Here is a 19111-nt window from a genome sequence, read left to right as displayed (position 1 = left end):
CCTTTTTCAAGTTAACCAAATACGCGGAGGAACAGCTTTACAACCAATAATTGAAGGACGTATTATACCCCACATACAACGTAATATTCTATTTACAACACGATTATCATTATCCAATAATCTTACAACCAACAAATCATCTAAAAGAGTGGCACCAAAAAAACTAATATTACTACTCTGTAAATAAGATCTCACTTCGTCAAGCATAAATTGATTTACCGGTATAGCAAAAAATGTAGAACTTATCTGATGTCCACCTAATTTCTTTAAAGAATACTGATTAATTTTTAATTTATCTCGTAAACCAACATGATTAGGCAAATTAATACATAAATTATTAATTAACGTACACCCCTCAAAAACTTCTTGTAATGCGGGAAAACCAAAACATAATGAATCAAAACCAATAAGACGAGAGGAGTATGCCAAAAAGAAAATAGTATTTATAATCACTTTAGATTTAGGAAAAAAAATACTACAAGAAGGTAGCCATTCCAATGTACTATTACTACCAATAATAAAACGTTGATTTATTACAACATGTGACTTCGCACTTCGATAAAATTTATTAGCACTTGGCATTGTTAAGAGTACCCTTGTAGAAGAAAACAAATTAACATCAAGAACCAATCTATCACCTCCAACTAATCCTCCGGGAGGATGCAATAAATAAACATGTGGAAGACTATCACCCTCAGGATAAAACGGCCTTTGTATCAAAAATGGTCCACAATGTTTATATTTAACAAGAACCGTTCGCCCATTAGAAAAACCAAAACCTAATTCTAATGTACCTAACCATTCAGAAAAATCACGCATATGCTTATAACTATTTACTAATAAAATACAAAGGTATTAATATATTTTCAAACAATTTCTACAAATCATATTTAATTTTATTTTTAAATATGTCTAAAACAAAACCATCACATATTTCATGATGTACTCCAATTTTATTAAATAAAAACAACAACATTAATTACAATAATAACATATAAATTTTATATAATTTCAAATGCTTTATTATTCCCATTCAATAGTAGATGGAGGTTTACTAGAAATATCATAAACTACACGAGAAATACCTTTAATTTCATTGATAATTCTATTAGAAACTACAGTAAGGAAATCATTAGGCAAATAAGTATACTGTGAAGTCATAAAATCAATACTATTCACAGCCCTTAAAGCAATTACCCATCCATATTGACGATTATCACCCATTATTCCTACTGAACGTACTGATAAAAAAACAGCAAAAGCTTGACTAACTTTATAATATAAATTTGATTTCTTCAATTCCTCAATAAAAATTGAATCGGCTTGACGTAACAAATCACAATATTCTTTCTTTACCTCACCTATTATTCTAACACCAAATCCTGGTCCAGGAAAAGGATGCCTATAAAGCACATAATCAGGCAAACCAATTTTTAATCCTATATCCCGAACTTCATCTTTAAAAAAATACTTTATAGGTTCAATTAATCCAAATGTCATATCTTTAGGTAAACCGATAACATTATGATGTGATTTGATATTAGAAATTTGAATATTATTTGATTGAGTAGATTCAATAACATCTGAACAAATAGTGCCTTGAGCCAACCACTTTACATTGCCTAAAAATTGCATTTGCTCTTTAAAAATTTCTATGAATACTCTTCCAATAATTTTACGCTTTTCTTCTGGATCTAATACACCAACAAGAGCATTGAAAAATCTTTCTGCTTCTGAAAGACAAATAATATTTATATTATAATCCTTGCAAAACATCTTAATAATTTCATATTCTTCGTCTAAACGCAACAGCCCATTATCAACAAATAAACAAATCAATTTTTCCCCAATTGCACGATGCAATAATAAAGCAGTAACTGAAGAATCAACACCACCAGACCATCCAAGAACAACTTGATCATAACCTACCAATTTACGTATATTCAAAAGTATATCTTCTACAACTAAATTCAATTTTAATGTAGGTTTACATTGACAGATATCAATAACAAATCTTTTTAAGATACGACGTCCCTGTATAGTATGGGTAACTTCTGGATGAAATTGAACTCCATACAAAGAACGCTGCTCATCAACTATAATTGCTGTAGGACAATTCGTAGTGGCAGCAAGAATAATAAAATCTGGTGGAAGAACAGATACCGTATCATTATGACTCATCCATACTTCTAATATTGGATTACCTTTTTTATCTATAAGATCAAAAATGTTATTAATCAATAAATTATCATTTTTAATTATATTAACTTTTATAGAACCAAATTCACGTTGTAAATTATTTGTTTGAACTTTACCTCCTAGTTGAACAACCATTGTTTGCATTCCATAACATATTCCTAATACTGGAATATTATGACAAAACACACACGCGGGAGCTCTTGAACTATGTACGTACATAGCTGTTTCCGGCCCTCCTGAAAGAATAATACCGCTAGGATGAAAATTCTTTATTTGCAATTCAGTCACATTCCATGGCCATATTTCACAATATACACCAAGCTCCCGAATTATTTTAGCTATCAAACGAACATATTGTGAACCAAAATCTAGGATCAAAATACGACCCTTATAAAAATTAAAATTACACATATCTAAATAATAACGATCTAAACTCAGTTATATAAATATATTTTATCTTGTCTATCCAAGACGATAATTAGGTGATTCTTTTGTAATAACAACATCATGAACATGACTCTCTCTAATACCAGCATTACTAATACGAACAAATTTACTTTTGGCACGAAGATCATCAATAGTCTTACAACCCATTAAGCCCATACAAGAACGCACGCCTCCCATAAGTTGATGAACCACCTCTTTTAAAGATCCTGTATATGGTACTCTACCTTCAATACCCTCTGGTACTAATTTACGTACAGATTCATTACTACTAAAATATCTATCTACATAACCATCAGACATAGCAGATAAAGAACCCATGCCTCTATAAGTTTTAAAAGACCTACCCTGATAAAACTCCATTTGTCCTGGAGATTCTTTAGTACCAGCAAATAACGAACCTAACATCACACAAGCTGCACCGGCACCTATAGCTTTAGCAATATCTCCAGAAAATCTAATACCTCCATCTGCAATAATTGGAATATCGATATCCTTCAAAGCTTCTGCTACATCTAAAATAGCAGTAATTTGAGGAATACCAACTCCCGTAACAATACGGGTGGTACAAATCGAGCCAGGACCAATACCTACCTTGACGGCATCTACACCAGCTCTTACTAATGCAAGAGCTCCTTTACCAGTTACTACATTACCACCTATGATAGGTAAATTAGGATATTTGATACGAATATCTTTAACAAACTGTAATACTAACTTAGAATGACCATGAGAGGAATCAATTAACAATACATCAACATCAGCTGCAACTAATTTATCGATTTGATACTCAGTAGTAGCAACATTTACACCAACTGCTGCTCCGACACATAACCTACCTTCCATATCCTTACAGGCATTAGGTTTACGTTCAGCCTTCTCAAAATCCTTAGCTGTAACCATACCTACTAAATGAAAATTATTATCTACTATCAATGCTTTTTCTACACGTTTTTCATGCATTTTATTTATAACAACTTCACGAGATTCTCCTTCTTGAACGGTCACTAACTTATCTTTAGTAGTCATCGCCTCTGATACTAACATATTTAAATTATTTATAAAACGAATATCACGACCGGTTATAATACCTACCAATTGTTTTTTTCCAATTATCACTGGATATCCACCAAATCCATTACGAAGAGTTAATTCTTTTACTTGTAGTAATGTAGTATTAGGACTGACACATTGAGGATTAGTAACTATACCACTTTCATAACGTTTCACACGAATAACTTCTTTAACTTGACGTTCAACAGACATATTTTTATGAATAAAACCAATACCCCCTTCTTGCGCTAAAGCAATAGCTAAATGAGATTCAGTAACTGTATCCATAGCTGAAGATAACACGGGAATATTAAGAACAATCTTTTTAGTTAATCGACTGCTAAGATTTACCATACTAGGTAATACAGCAGAAGATCTAGGTACAAGCAGTACATCATCAAAAGTTAAAGCTTCTTTTAAGATACGCGACATAATTAAAATTTATTAAAATAATTACAAATTTTACTCGATTAATAAAATTATGATGAAAATACAATTTTAGATTATAACACTTAATCTAAAAAAAACAAATCTACAGTTTGTAGCACTAGGATTCAAAACAAAAAAATCTATATATAATTCTAACCTAAAATATTAGGTTGTATATTCACAAAACATAATTTAAATTTCTTAATAAATATTATAAAATAAAATATTACATGACAGGATATTGTATAATATGATGTAAATTGAATAAATTTAATCAAATAAAGCTTAAATAACTACAACATTTAATATTTTAACAATAATAGACTGTAATTACATTAAATTATAGAATATTATTAGGTACTAACAACTAACAACATATGTACATTTTAAATGAACATGTAATTTAAGAATTATAAATTTTAGTTATAATCAACAAACTGACATATTTAAAAATAGCACAAATATTTTAACTGACTAAAATAACATTCAAGATAGCAGTATAAATATAAAATAAATCTAATAAACAAATTAGCCAATATTATTATTTTATTTTTACTAAAAATATTTACGGTACCTTTTGTCTATTACCAAAATAGGAAATAGAAACATAATGATACTATCGTCGTATTGTATAAAATAAAATTATTAATTAAACAGGAAAATCTATGGATAAATGTTATCACTCAGAATTTGATGTGTCCAATAATACATCAAAACAAGTATTATGCGATATCAATATCCCAACAGATATCGTGTTAATTGGAGCAGGAATAATGAGCGCAACATTAGGTATTTTTTTAAAAATACTTGAACCAAAATTTACTATTAAAATATACGAAAAATTAGCAAAAGGAGCACAGGAAAGTTCCAACGTATGGAATAATGCGGGAACCGGTCATGCGGCTTTTTGCGAATTAAACTACACAAAAGAAAAAGAAGACGGATCAATAGATATTGATAAAGCAATAGAAATAAGTGAATCGTTTGAAATATCTCGACAATTTTGGGCATATCTAGTAAAACAAAAAATTCTTAATAACCCTAAATCTTTTATCAACAATATACCACACATGAGTATAGTTTGGGGTAAAAAGAATATTAATTTTTTACAAAATAGATTTCAAAAACTACAAAATAGCATCTTATTTAAAGGAATGTATTATTCAGAAAAACACCAAAAAATCAACGAATGGGCTCCGTTAATTATAAATGGACGCAATCCCAATCAAAAAATAGCCGCAACCTATATGAAAACAGGTACTGATGTAAATTTTGAAGAAATTACTCAACAAATATTAAATAAATTACAAGGATATAACAACGTTAAAATCTATTATAAAAATAAAATAACCAAAATAAAAAAAGATAATAATGACACCTGGACTTTAAGTACAAGTAATAATAAACACAAAAAAATACATGCGCGTTATATATTTATTGGAGCGGGAGGAGCTTCTTTAAAACTTTTACAAACAACAGGAATAAAAAAAATTAACAAATATGCAGGTTTTCCTGTAGGAGGTCAATTTTTAGTTACAAATAACCAAACGATTGTACATAAACATTTAGCAAAAGTATATACTCAATCTCCTACAAACACTCCTCCAATGTCAGCACCTCATATGGATACAAGAATCATTAATGGGGAAAAAATGCTACTATTCGGACCATTTGCTACTTTTAACAGTAAATTTCTTAAATATGGTTCCTGGTTGGATCTATTTTATTCTTTAAACCGATATAATTTGCTACCATTATTAGAAGCAGGGTACGATAATTTTAAATTAATTAAATACCTGATTAATCAATTAATGATGACCAAAAAGGATAAAATTAATGCTCTTAAAGAATTTTATCCAAAAGCTGAATTGAAAGATTGGAAATTAATACAAGCTGGACAACGTGTACAAATAATTAAAAAAAACAAAAATAAAAGAGCCTCCTTACAATTTGGTACTGAATTAATTAGTTCTTCGGATAATACTTTAATTGCATTACTTGGAGCTTCCCCAGGAGCGTCTACTGCAGCATCTATATCGTTAGAAATAATTAACAAAATGTTTCAACAATCTACAAATACCACATCATGGAACAATAAATTAAAAATAATCATACCCTCCTATAATCAAAAACTTGACGGTAATGAAATTCTAACAAATGAAATACGTCAGTATGTGTGTTCTATTTTAGAACTAACAAATATCAAAATAAATTTAAATGATAGCAAATAAAATCAACTATTTGTAAAATTTATATTCTCAAATTTAATGTAATTTCCCCAAAGAAGAAGAACGATCTATTTCATTAAATATAATTTTAATAGCTGCACCCTTTATACGTAATAAACGAATAAAATAATTAATTACATAACGTTTATAATGATGGGTTAAATATTTAACTCTAATACCATGAATCACTATAATAAGAGGGTCGCGACCACCCATATGAACATATTTTAATTGAATAGGTTTACCGCGTACTAATGGAGGTTTATGTATATCAACAGCATTTTGCATTAACTTATTCAAATAAGCAGTACCGATATGTTTAAAAGAAGATTGATATACATCAAAAACAGAACACATGACATCATCAATACCAATATTATTTAATGCAGAAATAAAATGTATTTGAACAAAATTAATAAAGTTAATACGATGATTTATAATATTCTTTATTTTTTCTCGCATGCCAACTAATATAGAGTCCCATTTGTTTACAACAATCACTAATGACTTATTTTGATTAAGAATAAAACGCAATAAAGATAAATCTTGATCAACAATTCCATCGTTAGCGTCTAAAATAAATAATATAACGTTAACATTTTTAATAACTTGTAAAGTTCTTCTAATAAAAAACTTCTCCATTTTATCTAATATTTTACTTCTTTTACGCACCCCAGGAGTATCAACTAAAATGTAATGACAACCATTATAAATCATAGATGTATGTACACAATCGCGTGTAGTACCTGGAATATCACATACTAACATTCTTTTTTTATTTAAAATACAATTTACAAGGGTAGATTTACCAACATTAGGTCTACCAACAATAGCTAATTTAATTGGAAGGAGATGAGATCTTAAAAACAACTCTTTATTGTTTGATATAACTTCTTTTCTTTCTTTATTATAAATAATCTTTGACTTAATTTTAGTATAAGAAAAATTAATATTTATAACAGATATTATCTGTTTTAATAAATTTTTAATACCAAAACCAGAAGAAGCAGACACAGGAACAATCTGTGCAATACCAAGACCACGAAAACTATCTATAACAAAACTGTCATTAACATGATCTACTTTATTAATAACTAAAATTATATATTTTTTAAATTGACATAGATACTTAACAATATTTCTATCTTCATCTATCAATCCTGTATAAAAATCTACAATAAACAAAATTAAATGTGCTTCTTTAACAACCATAAATGATTGTTCAACTATACAAGAACTAATCTTACAACTTGATTTTTTACTAATACCTCCAGTATCAACAAAAATAAAATGATATCCACACCACTTGACATCACCATACTTAAGATCACGAGTTAAACCAAAATAATCTGCAACTAATGCATCCTGCGTACGTGTTAAACGATTAAATAATAAAGATTTACCAACATTTAATCGACCAATTAACGGTATAAGAAAAGTCATAACTACATCAAATCACGTATATTATTTAATGACATAAACTCAATATAAAATTTAATCAAAATTATCTGTAACCATATACAAAAACACAGAAATTCTACAATTTTTTAATAGCACTATTAATATATTATCTGCAACAAGCACAAGACGACTACTTTTTCTAAAAGAACTAATTTTTTTCTGAAAAGCAATATTACCATTGTTCATATTTATTAAATACACAAAACCTTTTCTATCTCCCACAAACAAATAATTATCATTATATACTACTGGAGCAGTTAAATGTTTATATAGAAAAAAATCCTGTTTCCATAAAATTTTACCATTATGTGCATCAACAGCAATAACTTGATCATCTTGATCTATTATATATAATATATAACCAATTGTTATGATATTTTTTATTCCATCTATTTTAGAACGCCAAATTATTTGACCAGAATCAACATCTAATGCAACTAATCTACTATTGTAAGCCTGGGCATAAATAGTATTACCAATTACTATAGGCGTTAATTGAATAGCATTTAAGAAAAAAAATTCTTTTGACTTATATATATCGAAAATTTTTTGTTCCCAAAGTATTTTACCTTCATTAACTAATATAGCATTGATTATACCATTATCATTAGCAATTATAGCAACATCAGATACTATAATAGGGTTAGCTTTACTTCGAAAACTAAACAAAGGAAGACTGAAACTTATACTCCATCTAATAGAACCATCATATTTATTTAATGCTTGCAATATACCGACACAAGTATTAATTAATAATAGATCTCCACTAATAACTGGTGAAGATAAAACCCCTCCAGCAACTCTCACCTCCCAAAGAACTTTACCAGTTTTTGCACATATTGCATATATTCGAGATAATTCACTTCCGATATAAAGAATATCATCTGAAATTATTAAACCTCCAGACAACAAAACAGAAAAATTACATAATTGCATTTTTTTGGAAACTGATAAATTAATCGACCAAATAACATGTCCATTATAAATATTTATTTTTTTTATTATACCACGACGACTAGCTACAAAAAGATTTGCATCCTGCGAAATAAAATATAAATCAGAACAATGTTTAACAAAATTAAAATCTGGTGACATTTCCCACAATTTGGTCAATTTTAACTGATGATCTACAGTTTGTGGAAATGTCTCTATCATACCTTGTTCACGAATACAAGATAGACAATCCCCAGAAAAAAAAAACACTAAATACAATGTCAAATATAAAAAAATAAACAATTACACATCCATTTCATTTAATAAACCATTCAAAATTATGTCAACTACTCAAAATTTATAATTTAAATATTGATCTTAAACGTATCATAAGATCATTTTCTTCTAATATTTCTTGCTCGCCAGAATCTAAATTCTTAATAAGAATACTATTAATCAAACATTCCTTTTCACCTACAACCAAAGCAACACGAGCTCCCAATTTATTAGCACGACTAAATTGTTTCTTTAAACTTCCTCCACCATGATTAACTATTATGCGTAAAGAAGGCAAAGTATCCCTAATACTTTCAGCTAACAATATTACTTTAACTTTCATTAATTCATTCAGAGACATTAAATATATATCTAATCGAGAAAATACATTCATGACGGGAATGGCCTTAACCTTACTTAGTAATAAAAATAGCCTTTCCAATCCTAAAGCAAAACCTATAGCAGGAGTTTTTTTACCACCTAACTGTTCTACTAAAGCATCATAACGCCCTCCTGCACATACAGTTTCATGAGAACCTAAACTATCAGTAATCCATTCAAAAACTGTATTATTATAATAATCTAAACCACGCACCAAACGAGGATTAATTTTATATTTTATATCAGTGAAATCTAATAATTGACATAATTTAGAAAAATGAATCCGCGAATTTTCATCTAAATAATCTAAAAGTGATGGAGCATCATTAAGTAAATTTCGTAAATTAATATTTTTCGTATCTAATAAACGTATAGGATTAGAATAAAAACAACGCAAAGCATCACTATCAAGATTATTTAAATATGGCGTCAAAAAATCAACTAATAGCTTACGATAAAAAAATCTAGTTTTTAAAGAACCAATAGAATTTAACTCTAAAGATACATGATCATCAATCCCTAATATACGCCACCAACGATAAGTCATCATAATCAATTCAAAATCAATATCAGGTCCTTGTTGGCCAAAAACTTCAACATTTAATTGATGGAATTGACGATAACGCCCCAATTGCGGACGTTCATATCGAAACATTGGACCTATATACCACAGACGCTGTTCTCTATTTAAAAATAAACCATGCTCTATTCCCGCACGTACACACCCAGCTGTTCCTTCAGGACGTAATGTTAAACTAATACCATTACGGTCTAAAAAACTATACATTTCCTTTGTTACTACATCCGTTCCTTCACCTATAGCACGATTAAATAAAGAAGTCTGCTCTAAAATAGGTAACCTAATTTCGTTATAACCATAAGTAATTAAAATATCTTTAATAGTATCCTCAATATATCGCCATAAAAACGTATCTTTTGGTAAACAATCATACATTCCTCGTATCGATCTAATTATGTCATTAGTTATCATATTTGCACATTTCTTATATTCAAGATATTATTCTATTACACGAGTTTTAATAATATTCCGTTCTTCTATTAACTTTGCTTTTTTTCGAATTTGAATCTCTAGTTGATCAATTAAGGATGCATTATCAAAACGTTGCTTTTGTCGCACCCCATCTTCATAAAAAGCACTAGTATCACGACCACCTGCCACCCCAATAGTAGAAAGCATTGCTTCTCCAGGACCATTAACAACACAACCAATAATTGAAATATCCATTGGAGTTATAACATCTTGCAATTTTTCTTCAAGAACATTCACTGTCTTTATAACATCAAATTCTTGACGAGAACAAGTTGGACATGCAATAAAATTAATACCTCGTGAACGAATACGTAATGATCTAAGTATATCATAAGCAACCTTTACTTCTTCCATAGGATCAGCAGCTAATGATATTCTTAAAGTATCTCCGATACCCTCCATTAATAATAATCCTAAAGCAATTGAAGATTTCACAGTTCCACTACGAAAACCGCCCGCCTCAGTTAATCCTAAATGCAGTGGCTGATCAATTTCAGTAGCTAACCTTCTATACGCTTCTATAGTCAAAAACACATCAGTTGACTTAATACTTACCTTAAATTGATCAAAATTTAATTTATCTAAAATATCAACATGACGCATAGCAGATGCCAATAAAGCATCTAATGTAGGTCCTGCAAATTTTTTTTGCAAATCTCTTTCAAGTGAACCAGCATTTACACCAATACGTATTGGAATATTTCTATCTTTTGCAGATTCTACTACCGAACTAATACGAGTTATATTACCAATATTACCCGGATTAATTCGCAAACAATCCGCTCCATATTCAGCTACTTTTAATGCAATACGATAATCAAAATGAATATCCGCTATCAAAGGTACCGTAACTTGTTGTTTAATAATTTTAAAGGCTTCTGCCGCCTCCAAAGTAGGTACTGCAATGCGTACAATATCAACTCCTAAACTTTCTAACGTACGAATCTGTCTTATAGTAGATTCAATATCTGTAGTACAAGTATTCAACATTGATTGTACAGTTATAGGAGCTCCACCACCAATTGGAACTTTACCAACATAAATTCGTTTTGATTTCCTTCGAGCAATATTTAAAAATTTCTGCATTATTTATTCACATTAATTAATTAAAATAACATTCATGCGATCTCAAACAAAAGAACTCAAACTTCCTCTCAAATGACAACAAATTACCTATAAATATTTACTTATTATTCTTTATTATTCTTAAAATAATCAAAAAATTGCTCATGATTATTAATAATATTATTCTGTTGATTTACCTGATAAATATGCCATAAATAAATAAATACCAATCCAATAAATATAAAAAAAATAGACCAAATAATCCGTATTAACCAACGATATTTGAACAAACCTATTTTTTCTGAAGAAACAATACGATGCTTCATCAGCTTTAAAGACATAATCGGTGTTTTCTGATGAGATAACATACACATTATCTCTTTTTCAGAAATATGCACTAATTTAGCATAGGAACGAATATATCCATGAAAAAATATTAATGCAACATTTGGATGAACATAATTTTTCTCAATTCCTCTAATAGTAGAAATCTTTAAATACAATCTATCAGCAACAGCCTGCTGACTTAGACCCATACTCTCACGAGCATTTCGTAAACGTTCTCCTACATTAATTATTTCCTGTTTTTGATTATTATCGTACTGCATCAACTACTCTATTAATTATTACCTGATTGTAGCAACAAAAAAATAATTTTTATGAAATAAAATACTTCAAAATAAGTAACCTACAACTAGATTTACAATAGCTAAATAAAATAACTATTTAATTACAACGCAATTTTACAAAAACGAAATAAAATCAACAAAAACTACTATTACAGAAACAAATACTAAAAAATAATAACTAATAATATTTACAATCTGATACACCGGAATCATACGTAACTTTCCTGTCAATTGCCCACAAGCTGCATTAATATCAATGCCTCTAATCTTACGAATAACAGCAACTAAACCATATCCAATCAAAATTTTAGCAAAACGATTAATACGCGAAATAGAACTACACGTATAAGAAATGCCTGGAACATTATTCCATGGGATCAAATTAATTTTACAAGGAATATTTAATAAACGATTCGCCAATTCATGCGCATGTTTCACGCAATCGTTAACGCGATTTAACATAACATATTCTATCATAATTTTACCATGAGCAGCTTTAGATTTAAATAAATAACGACGAACAGATAACAAAAGATCATTAATGTTGTATTTATCATTAACAGGCATAAGTTTACTACGTATCACGTCATTAGGTGCATGAAGAGAAATAGCTAAAGCTACATCAATCATATTAATAAATTTGTCCAACCCAGATACTACACCAGAAGTAGAAACAACTACATGTCTCTTAGATAAACCAAAGCCAAAAGCATCTAACATAATTTCTATAGCTGAAGCAACATTATTAATATTTAATAAAGGCTCTCCCATACCCATAAAAACTACATTAGTTATAGAAGAACGACAAATAATTTTCTTATCCTTAATCATCTTACCTATATTCCATAATTGACCAACAATTTCTGATACAAGCAAATTACGATTGAACCCTTGTTTACCTGTAGAACAAAAACTACATCGCAATTTACATCCAACTTGAGAAGAAATACACAGAGTTAAACGATTAACTTCAGGAATTAAAACCGTCTCAACTTGTTGCGTTCCAACTCGCATTATCCATTTCAAAGTTCCATCAGAAGAACAATATCCCTCAATAACATCAGGAGGACGAATTTCAGCAATCATTTTTAATTTATCACGTAAAGATTTTTTGATATTAATCATTATATCAAAATCATCACAATAATAATGGTAAATCCATTTCATTATTTGATTAACTCGAAAAGATTGTTCTCCTAAAGTCACTAAAAAAGAATGTAACTTTTCACGATTCAAATCAAGTAAATTAACTTTTTTTTTAATAAAAATCATTAAAATAAACTTTAAAATTAACCAATTAATATATTTTACTATCAATTACGAGTATAAATTTCAATGTCACTAAAAAAATAAGAAATTTCTCGTACAGCAGAATCTTTAGAATCAGAACCATGCACTATGTTTCGCATTATATTATCAGCAAAATCAGCACGCAAAGTACCAAGAGATGCATTAGCTGGATCTGTATTACCTATTATCTTTCGATAACGACTTATAATATCTTCTCCTTCTAAAACTTGTACCAGTAACGGACCAGAAATCATAAAATTAATTAAATTATTGAAAAAACTCTTATATTTATGTTCGAAGTAAAAATATTCAGCCTGTTTTAAAGTTAGCCATATCATTTTAAAAGCAACAATGACAAAATTATTATCTTCTAAACGACTAATGATCTTACCAACAATGTTTTTAGAAAATGCATCAGGTTTAATAATAGAAAAAGTACGTTCTATTTTCATATTCATCTACATACCTCATTTAAACACTCAAAACTACAAAAAATAAATATTGCATTTTAATTAAACATACTCTTGTCTAAAATAACTAAATCATAATAAACAATTCTAATAATTCCAAAATAACACTCATAATATAGCCAAATTCAATATTTATAATCTATTACTAATCTTTAACGAATAAAACTATTATATTAAAGGATGACTAGTTTTAAATTAAAATAAATATTCAAAAACATAACAATCCAAATAGATAGTTTGGCCAATACATATATATCAGTCAAGAACTAACTACAATTAAAATCATATTAAATAACTAAAACTTAAACATTCAGTTATTTAACAAATCAAAAAAAATTTATTTAAAATTATCTTACATAATAATTTTAAATAAATAAATTTAAACTATTAACTTCACGTAAACTAGCAACAGCATTTTTTATATGTTGGATTGCATAATCTATATCTTCTTTTGTAGTAAATCTTCCTAACGAAATTCTAATTGAACTAGAAGCTAAACTATCGCTTAATCCTAATGCTTTTAATACATAAGAAGGTTCAAGGTTACTAGAAATACAAGCAGAACCAGACGAGACTGCAATATCTTTCAAAGTTGCAATTAATGAATGACCATCAAACTGAGAAAAACTAATATTTAATAAAGTCGGAATCATATACTGTAAATTCCCGTTCAATGTTATACCATCAATTTTTCGAAGCTCTTTCCATAAACAATTTTGTAATTTACGCAAACGAGTTGTCTCAACCATCATTTCATTCAATAAAATATGGCATGCTTCACCCATGCCTATAATCTGATGTACAGGCAAAGTACCAGATCGCATGCCACGCTCATGTCCTCCACCATGTATTTGCGTTCGAACAACAACAGCTGAATTCCTGCGTATATACAAACAACCTATACCCTTCGGTCCATAAATTTTATGAGCGCTAAAAGACATTAAATCCACCGGTAAAAATGCCAAATTAATAAATAATTTACCAACGCTTTGAGCAGCATCCACGTGGAATAAAATATTATAACGATGACATAAATTACCAATCTCCTTAATATTTTGAATAACGCCAATTTCATTATTCACATGCATAATTGATACCAAGATAGTCTCATCGCGAAAAGCATTATGTAAATCTTTCAAAGATATCAAACCATCTTTTTGCGGGATCAAACGTGTAATTTTAACACCTTGATTTTCTAAATATTGACAAGTATCCAAAACTGATTTATGTTCAGTTAGACTGGTGATGATGTGACATTTTTTCTTCTTATCCTTATAAAAAATCTCGGATACCCCTTTAATTGCCAAATTATTTGATTCAGTTGCTCCTGAAGTAAAAATAATCTCACGTGAATCCGCACCTATTAAGGTGGCTACCTGATTACGCGCAAAATCAACAGATTCCTCGGCTTGCCAACCATAATAATGTGACCTAGATGCTGGATTACCAAAAACACCATCTAATGTAAAATATTTTTTCATTTTTTCCAATACTCTGCCATCCATTGGAGTGGTAGCAGCATAATCAAAATATATTGGTAATTTCATTATTAACTCCACTATGTATATAAAAATAAAATTCTACATACAACAAAATATAACCTATTGAACCCAATAAATTAATCTTAAACTAATTAAATAAAAAACAATTTTTGTAAATAAAACATCAAATGCATCTATTAACATATATCAAATCTAAAATATAATACATATAACTAAAAAGAAATAATCTAGATAAAACATAATAACGACTGATTTACATAAAAATCTTTAGAAATTTTAATAAAACAAATATAACCGACATTATATAGCAAATAATTATTCTTTCGTAATATTAAATACAAACTGAATCCAGTTTGTATTTAAACAACTACAGATAAGAAATAAAACAATATTTTATAATGAAAATAACAAATAAAACAATCTAACAAATAAAACTTCATTAATAAATAATAATTAAAATAGGCTTTCTACTTTCATTCTGTTATACTGACAAAGTCAATCGTCTATAAAACTACATGGATTATTTCGATGCACCCAATGCTTAACATTGCCACACGTGCTATAAGAAAAGCCGGAAATTTTATAATTAAACAATACGAAATATTAGATACTTTAAGCCATAAGATAAATATACACAAAAATAACATTCTAAATATTAAAAAAACAACAGAAAGAATAATAATTAAAACAATTCGCGAATCATATCCCGCTCACATCTTTATTACCAACAAAGATAATTGTGATTTTACTCAAGCAAACAATAGTATAGAATGGATCATTGATCCTTTAAATAGTGTAGATAATTTTATCAAACAATTTCCTCATTTTGCAATATCTATTACTATTAGGATAAAAGGACAAATAGAAATTGTTGTAACTTATGATCCTATACGCAACGAAATATTTAGTGCAAGTAGGGGGCGTGGAGCACAATTAAATAGTTATAGATCAAGATGTAGCATGAATACAAAATTAAATAACGCTATATTAGCAATTTTTTTAAATAAAAAAATAAAAAAACAAATCCCTGATGATCTTTTAAAGAAATTGTACGTTAAATGTAAAGATTTTCGATATACTGGTTCCCCTCTATTAGATCTAGCATACGTTGCAGTTGGACGTGTAGACGGTTTATTAGCAACTGGTATACACCCATATAATTTAGCTGGAGGATCCTTGATAATTAAAGAATCAGGAGGATTAATTAGTGATTTAATTGGTGATCAAAATTATTTAAAATCCGGAAATGTAATCGCAGGTAATACAAAAATAACAAAAGAAATTATTTCATTTACTCGAATTTATTTAAATTAATAAAACACCATTTTCATAAACATCATTTAAGCATTATGATCATACTCAATTTCTATTCAGTACAGAAAACTATCAACTATATACTGAAGTAACTTAAATTCAAATACTAATCATTCAACAAAAAAATTAAACTCAAAAACAAAAACCTAAAAATAAAAACATAAACAACGCAAATCAAGATCAAATTCTTAATAAAAATAACATTTTAAAATAAAATATAAAACAACATTTAAGATATATATGATTACCGATTAATTTCATACTATCTCAAAAAAATGAAACATTATAAATAAAAATTAATCAAACATACAAAGGATAACGAGAGCAAAGATCTAAAGCTTTATCTTTAACAGAATAAATCATCGAACAATCATCAATATCATCTAAAATATCACAAATCCAATTCGCTACTTCACGTACATCACACTCATTAAAACCACGACGCGTTACCGCTGGAGTTCCTATTCGTATACCAGAAGAAATAAACGGGCTTATCAAATCATTAGGAATACTATTTTTATTTACAACAATATTAGCTTTAACTAAAGTTTCACTAACTTTCAACCCAGTAAGATTCTTATTAATCAAATCAACTAAAAAAAGATGATTATTAGTGCCGCCAGAAACTACTTTCAACCCACGCTGAATAAAAACACCTGACATTGCTTTAGCATTATTAATAACCTGACGCTGATACTTTTTGAAAGAAGGCTGCATTGCTTCTTTAAAAGCAATTGCTTTTGCAGCAATAACATGCATTAATGGACCACCCTGACTACCGGGAAATACTGAAGCATCTAACTTTTTATAAAATTCTTTAGTTCCACCAAAAGCTAGAATTAAACCACCGCGTGGACCGGCTAGAGTTTTATGTGTAGTAGCAGTAACCACATGAGCGTAGGGAATTGGATTAGGATAAAGATCAGCAGCAACAAGGCCTGCTATATGCGCCATATCTACAAATAGATAAGATCCTACACTATCAGCAATTTCTCTCATTTTTATCCAATCAATTATTCCTGAATAAGCTGAAAAACCAGCTACAATTAATTTAGGATGATAATTCTTAGCCAAATTAGACAATAATAAATAATCAATACAACCGCGATCATCTACTCCATATGAAATTGCTTTGTATAATTTTCCAGAAAAATTTGCAGAAGAACCATGAGTCAAATGTCCCCCATGAGATAATTTCATTCCCAAAATTATATCTCCTGGTTGTAATAAAGCAGAATAAACAGCATAGTTGGCTTGGGATCCAGAATGTGGCTGTAAGTTAGCATAATCAGCTCTAAATAAGATTTTTGCACGATCAATACCTAATTGTTCTATTTCATCAACAAATTCGCAACCACCATAATAACGATGACCAGGATATCCTTCAGCATATTTATTAGTTAATAACGATCCTTGCGCTTGCATTACAGAAACACTAGCATAATTTTCAGATGCAATTAATTCAATATGTTGATTTTGACGAGAAATTTCTTTTTTCATAATTCCCCATAATTCAATATCATAATCCATAATACTCATTTTATTAAATAACATTATTTTATAATCCTCATCACGAAATAAAACATTAATCTAGATAAAGTAATAGCAATTAATAACATAAATATTAATATATTATTAATATTAATATTAATAATAAAACTTGTATGTAAGAAAACTATAAAAATTCACCAGAATATACATTTTGTGTTCTCCGACGATTTTTAAAAAAATTAATAATCTCCTTGGAACATAAGTTACTCAAAACACCAGAAGTAATTACAACACGATGCTTAACTTTAGGATCGGATAACAAAGAATCCACAGCACTAAATTTCTTATTATTTTTAGCTCCAAATACTAATCGACTAATACGAGCATTTATTATTGCTCCAACACACATAATACAAGGTTCCAATGTTACATAAAGTGTTGTACGTAATAATCGATAATTTTTTAATACGTTACTTCCTCTACGCAACGCCACAATTTCCGCATGTGCTGTAGGATCTTGAGCTCCTATAGGATTATTGTACCCTTCTCCAACTACTTTATTATTTAATACCAAAACAGCGCCAATTGCGACCTCACCTATACTACCAGCAAATTTTGCTAAAGACAATGCATAAAACATCCAGAAATCATCATCAATTTTCATACATCTACTCTTCATATTATTATCTAATAATTTCAGTTTAAGGAATTTGAGTCACAAATAATTAATAAAATAATAACGAGGAATTCATGAGAATGTGTTTTAAATACAACTAATATATTTAGTCATATCAACTTATAAATAAGATTAAAATGATAATAACAAAAACATTAATCAAAGATAAAATACTAAAAAGATACAAAAAATGAACACACAAAACCCAATTAACAAATC

15 protein-coding genes are annotated in these 19111 nt (G+C 28.7%); 2 read left to right on the top strand and 13 right to left on the bottom strand.

Translation table 11 applies throughout. The annotated features are described in order from the left end of the window. Nucleotides 1–6: 6 nt before the first annotated feature. From GN160_RS02890 to guaB, 3 genes are all read right to left on the bottom strand, one after another. Nucleotides 7–819, bottom strand: coding sequence for an urease accessory protein UreD (locus GN160_RS02890; RefSeq protein WP_192380212.1), 813 nt, complete (start codon nucleotides 817–819; stop codon nucleotides 7–9). Nucleotides 820–1023: 204 nt separating this feature from the next. Next, nucleotides 1024–2610 carry a glutamine-hydrolyzing GMP synthase gene (gene guaA / locus GN160_RS02885; protein ID WP_192380210.1) on the bottom strand — a complete coding sequence of 529 codons (1587 nt, stop codon included), beginning with the start codon at nucleotides 2608–2610 and terminating at the stop codon, nucleotides 1024–1026. 51 nt (nucleotides 2611–2661) lie between these two features. After that, nucleotides 2662–4128 (bottom strand): IMP dehydrogenase, encoded by a 1467-nt coding sequence (gene guaB / locus GN160_RS02880; protein WP_225624839.1) that lies wholly within the window; start codon nucleotides 4126–4128, stop codon nucleotides 2662–2664. 662 nt (nucleotides 4129–4790) lie between these two features. Here guaB and mqo point away from each other — a divergent pair. Further along, nucleotides 4791–6356, top strand: a complete 1566-nt coding sequence (gene mqo / locus GN160_RS02875) for a malate dehydrogenase (quinone) (protein ID WP_192380208.1) — start codon at nucleotides 4791–4793, stop codon at nucleotides 6354–6356. 33 nt (nucleotides 6357–6389) lie between these two features. Here mqo and der read toward each other — a convergent pair whose 3' ends face one another. The 8 genes from der to GN160_RS02835 all read right to left on the bottom strand — a co-directional run bounded on the left by der (nucleotide 6390) and on the right by GN160_RS02835 (nucleotide 15456). Beyond that, nucleotides 6390–7796: a ribosome biogenesis GTPase Der gene (gene der, locus GN160_RS02870; RefSeq protein ID WP_192380206.1), complete on the bottom strand. Its 1407-nt coding sequence runs from the start codon at nucleotides 7794–7796 to the stop codon at nucleotides 6390–6392. 51 nt (nucleotides 7797–7847) lie between these two features. Beyond that, nucleotides 7848–9017, bottom strand: a complete 1170-nt coding sequence (locus tag GN160_RS02865) for an outer membrane protein assembly factor BamB family protein (protein WP_192380204.1) — start codon at nucleotides 9015–9017, stop codon at nucleotides 7848–7850. 88 nt (nucleotides 9018–9105) lie between these two features. Beyond that, the gene (gene hisS / locus GN160_RS02860; protein ID WP_192380202.1) at nucleotides 9106–10395 is read right to left on the bottom strand and encodes a histidine--tRNA ligase; all 1290 of its coding nucleotides are present in this window, start codon (nucleotides 10393–10395) and stop codon (nucleotides 9106–9108) included. Between the two features lie 27 nt (nucleotides 10396–10422). Beyond that, nucleotides 10423–11541: a flavodoxin-dependent (E)-4-hydroxy-3-methylbut-2-enyl-diphosphate synthase gene (gene ispG, locus GN160_RS02855; protein ID WP_192380200.1), complete on the bottom strand. Its 1119-nt coding sequence runs from the start codon at nucleotides 11539–11541 to the stop codon at nucleotides 10423–10425. Nucleotides 11542–11645: 104 nt separating this feature from the next. Next, nucleotides 11646–12128, bottom strand: coding sequence for a helix-turn-helix domain-containing protein (locus GN160_RS02850; RefSeq protein WP_192380199.1), 483 nt, complete (start codon nucleotides 12126–12128; stop codon nucleotides 11646–11648). A 135-nt stretch (nucleotides 12129–12263) separates the two neighbouring features. Beyond that, the gene (gene rlmN, locus GN160_RS02845) at nucleotides 12264–13421 is read right to left on the bottom strand and encodes a dual-specificity RNA methyltransferase RlmN (protein WP_192380197.1); all 1158 of its coding nucleotides are present in this window, start codon (nucleotides 13419–13421) and stop codon (nucleotides 12264–12266) included. A 41-nt stretch (nucleotides 13422–13462) separates the two neighbouring features. Further along, nucleotides 13463–13891 carry a nucleoside-diphosphate kinase gene (gene ndk / locus GN160_RS02840; protein WP_192380892.1) on the bottom strand — a complete coding sequence of 143 codons (429 nt, stop codon included), beginning with the start codon at nucleotides 13889–13891 and terminating at the stop codon, nucleotides 13463–13465. Between the two features lie 383 nt (nucleotides 13892–14274). Then, a complete protein-coding gene (locus GN160_RS02835; RefSeq protein ID WP_192380195.1) occupies nucleotides 14275–15456 on the bottom strand; it encodes an IscS subfamily cysteine desulfurase in 1182 nt (393 codons plus the stop codon). A gap of 483 nt (nucleotides 15457–15939) precedes the next feature. Between GN160_RS02835 and GN160_RS02830 the strand changes: the two genes are divergently transcribed. Continuing rightward, complete coding sequence (locus GN160_RS02830; protein WP_192380193.1) at nucleotides 15940–16725, top strand: inositol monophosphatase family protein; 786 nt, start codon at nucleotides 15940–15942, stop codon at nucleotides 16723–16725. A 300-nt stretch (nucleotides 16726–17025) separates the two neighbouring features. Here the strand turns inward: GN160_RS02830 and glyA are convergent, their stop codons facing one another. Together glyA and tadA are read right to left on the bottom strand one after the other, a co-directional pair. Further along, entirely contained in the window at nucleotides 17026–18279 is a 1254-nt protein-coding gene (gene glyA / locus GN160_RS02825) for a serine hydroxymethyltransferase (RefSeq protein ID WP_192380191.1), read from the bottom strand. A gap of 121 nt (nucleotides 18280–18400) precedes the next feature. Beyond that, a complete protein-coding gene (tadA, locus tag GN160_RS02820) occupies nucleotides 18401–18880 on the bottom strand; it encodes a tRNA adenosine(34) deaminase TadA (protein WP_192380189.1) in 480 nt (159 codons plus the stop codon). Between the last annotated feature and the right edge of the window lie 231 nt (nucleotides 18881–19111).

It is taken from the genome of Blochmannia endosymbiont of Colobopsis nipponica, from assembly GCF_014857065.1.
Taxonomy (GTDB): Bacteria; Pseudomonadota; Gammaproteobacteria; order Enterobacterales; family Enterobacteriaceae; genus Blochmanniella.
The sequence above is the reverse complement of the archived record's forward strand: the minus strand, read 5'-3'. Positions and strand labels throughout refer to the sequence as shown.

Coding starts and splice junctions, on each gene's coding strand:
- guaA (WP_192380210.1), bottom strand. CDS start 2,610: ATGTGTAATTTTAATTTTTATAAGGGTCGTATTTTGATCCTAGATTTT.
- hisS (WP_192380202.1), bottom strand. CDS start 10,395: ATGATAACTAATGACATAATTAGATCGATACGAGGAATGTATGATTGT.
- GN160_RS02835 (WP_192380195.1), bottom strand. CDS start 15,456: ATGAAATTACCAATATATTTTGATTATGCTGCTACCACTCCAATGGAT.
- GN160_RS02850 (WP_192380199.1), bottom strand. CDS start 12,128: ATGCAGTACGATAATAATCAAAAACAGGAAATAATTAATGTAGGAGAA.
- GN160_RS02830 (WP_192380193.1), top strand. CDS start 15,940: ATGCACCCAATGCTTAACATTGCCACACGTGCTATAAGAAAAGCCGGA.
- ndk (WP_192380892.1), bottom strand. CDS start 13,891: ATGAAAATAGAACGTACTTTTTCTATTATTAAACCTGATGCATTTTCT.
- guaB (WP_225624839.1), bottom strand. CDS start 4,128: ATGTCGCGTATCTTAAAAGAAGCTTTAACTTTTGATGATGTACTGCTT.
- der (WP_192380206.1), bottom strand. CDS start 7,796: ATGACTTTTCTTATACCGTTAATTGGTCGATTAAATGTTGGTAAATCT.
- tadA (WP_192380189.1), bottom strand. CDS start 18,880: ATGAAAATTGATGATGATTTCTGGATGTTTTATGCATTGTCTTTAGCA.
- rlmN (WP_192380197.1), bottom strand. CDS start 13,421: ATGATTTTTATTAAAAAAAAAGTTAATTTACTTGATTTGAATCGTGAA.
- ispG (WP_192380200.1), bottom strand. CDS start 11,541: ATGCAGAAATTTTTAAATATTGCTCGAAGGAAATCAAAACGAATTTAT.
- glyA (WP_192380191.1), bottom strand. CDS start 18,279: ATGTTATTTAATAAAATGAGTATTATGGATTATGATATTGAATTATGG.
- mqo (WP_192380208.1), top strand. CDS start 4,791: ATGGATAAATGTTATCACTCAGAATTTGATGTGTCCAATAATACATCA.
- GN160_RS02890 (WP_192380212.1), bottom strand. CDS start 819: ATGCGTGATTTTTCTGAATGGTTAGGTACATTAGAATTAGGTTTTGGT.